The organism is Megasphaera intestinihominis, from assembly GCF_040096415.1.
In the GTDB taxonomy this organism is placed as follows: domain Bacteria; phylum Bacillota; class Negativicutes; order Veillonellales; family Megasphaeraceae; genus Megasphaera; species Megasphaera intestinihominis.
Map to the genome: position 1 here is coordinate 1 of NZ_JBBMEU010000136.1, position 1,302 is coordinate 1,302.

General features: G+C 45.5%; 2 protein-coding genes. Both read left to right on the forward strand.

Annotated features, from left to right (window positions below; all coding sequences use genetic code 11):
* Positions 1-88 precede the first annotated feature (88 nt).
* Complete coding sequence (locus tag WMO23_RS11315; protein WP_020310576.1) at positions 89-427, forward strand: transposase; 339 nt, start codon at positions 89-91, stop codon at positions 425-427.
* Complete coding sequence (locus tag WMO23_RS11320; RefSeq protein ID WP_292298454.1) at positions 345-1,238, forward strand: IS3 family transposase; 894 nt, start codon at positions 345-347, stop codon at positions 1,236-1,238. The genes WMO23_RS11315 and WMO23_RS11320 overlap by 83 nt, the downstream gene beginning before the upstream one ends.
* Positions 1,239-1,302 lie beyond the last annotated feature (64 nt).

Genomic DNA, 1,302 nt, shown 5'->3' on the forward strand with positions numbered 1-1,302 from the left:
TATAATGGGCCTGTGAATTCAGACCAGTACTGAAAATTTTAAGAGTGCATGATATAGTATTAAGTAACGAAAATTGGAGGATGCTATCATGCCAAGAAAAAAGTACACTTCTGAATTTAAGACCAAGATTGTTCTGTCAATTCTTCAAGGCGACAAGGAATTCAATGTCATCTGTTCTGAAAACGGCCTGAACCCAAACATGGTCAGAAAATGGAAGCAAGAATTCCTGCAAAATGCCCATCTTGCCTTTGGTGCAGATTCTGAGCGTAAGGCCGTTCAGAGGAAGGAGGACGATCTGAAGAAAAAGAATGACCAGATGCTAAGGACCATCGGTCAGCTTACGCTTGAGCGCGACTTTCTTCAGGACTGCTTTCGCCAAGCTGGGGAGGCCATCCCAAGAATCCCGGAATATGATCAGAAAGGATAACGGCCTTTCCATACGTCGTCAGTGCGAATTACTGGGACTGAACCGTTCCGGCCTATATTACACACCTACAGGACCAAACCAAGCTGCTGTTAGGCTTGATGAATCGTTAATGGAACGTATCGACCACTGGCATACCAGGTGTCCCTACCTAGGCTCTCGTAAGATTGTTGCCAAACTGCAAGAAGAAGGTTTTTCAGTATGTCGCAAGACAGTACGGCGACTTATGCTGAAGATGGGCATCTATGCTATTTATCCTAAGCCTAACCTGTCCAAGCGCAATTTCAAGGAGTCTATTGTGCCTTATCTGTTGCGCGATTATACCGTGTCTTTTCCAAACCAGGTGTGGTCCATTGACATCACCTATATTCCGATGCCGCATGGGCATATGTACCTAACTGCAATAATTGATTGGTATAGCAGGCGGTTGGTCGGCCACTATCTTTCAGACAGTCTGGAAGCAGAATCTGTTATTCATGCCGTGACGGAAACCGTTAAAGCATGCGGCGTTCCAGCCATTATCAATTCAGATCAAGGCAGCCAGTTTACCAGTGATGATTACAAGAATCTGCTTCGTAACCTCAATATCCGTCAAAGTATGGACGGCAGGAGCCGCTGGGCAGACAACATCATGATTGAACGTTGGTTCCGTAGCCTCAAAACGGAGCAGCTCTATCCGAACGAATATCGCACCCCAAGAGAGCTTCGACGTCTGATTAACCAATACGTAGATGATTACAACAACATACGGCCCCACGAGGCATTAGGCTACAAGGTTCCCAACGAGTTTTACTTTGCTTGCTTCGCTGCTTAGAATAATTCTGCTTACTGCCACTCTTAAAATTTTAGAACGTGGTCTTGACAAGGGGCCCATTATA

Excerpts from the sequence above, each read along its gene's own strand:
- WMO23_RS11315 (WP_020310576.1), top strand. The coding sequence starts at position 89 with ATGCCAAGAAAAAAGTACACTTCTGAATTTAAGACCAAGATTGTTCTG.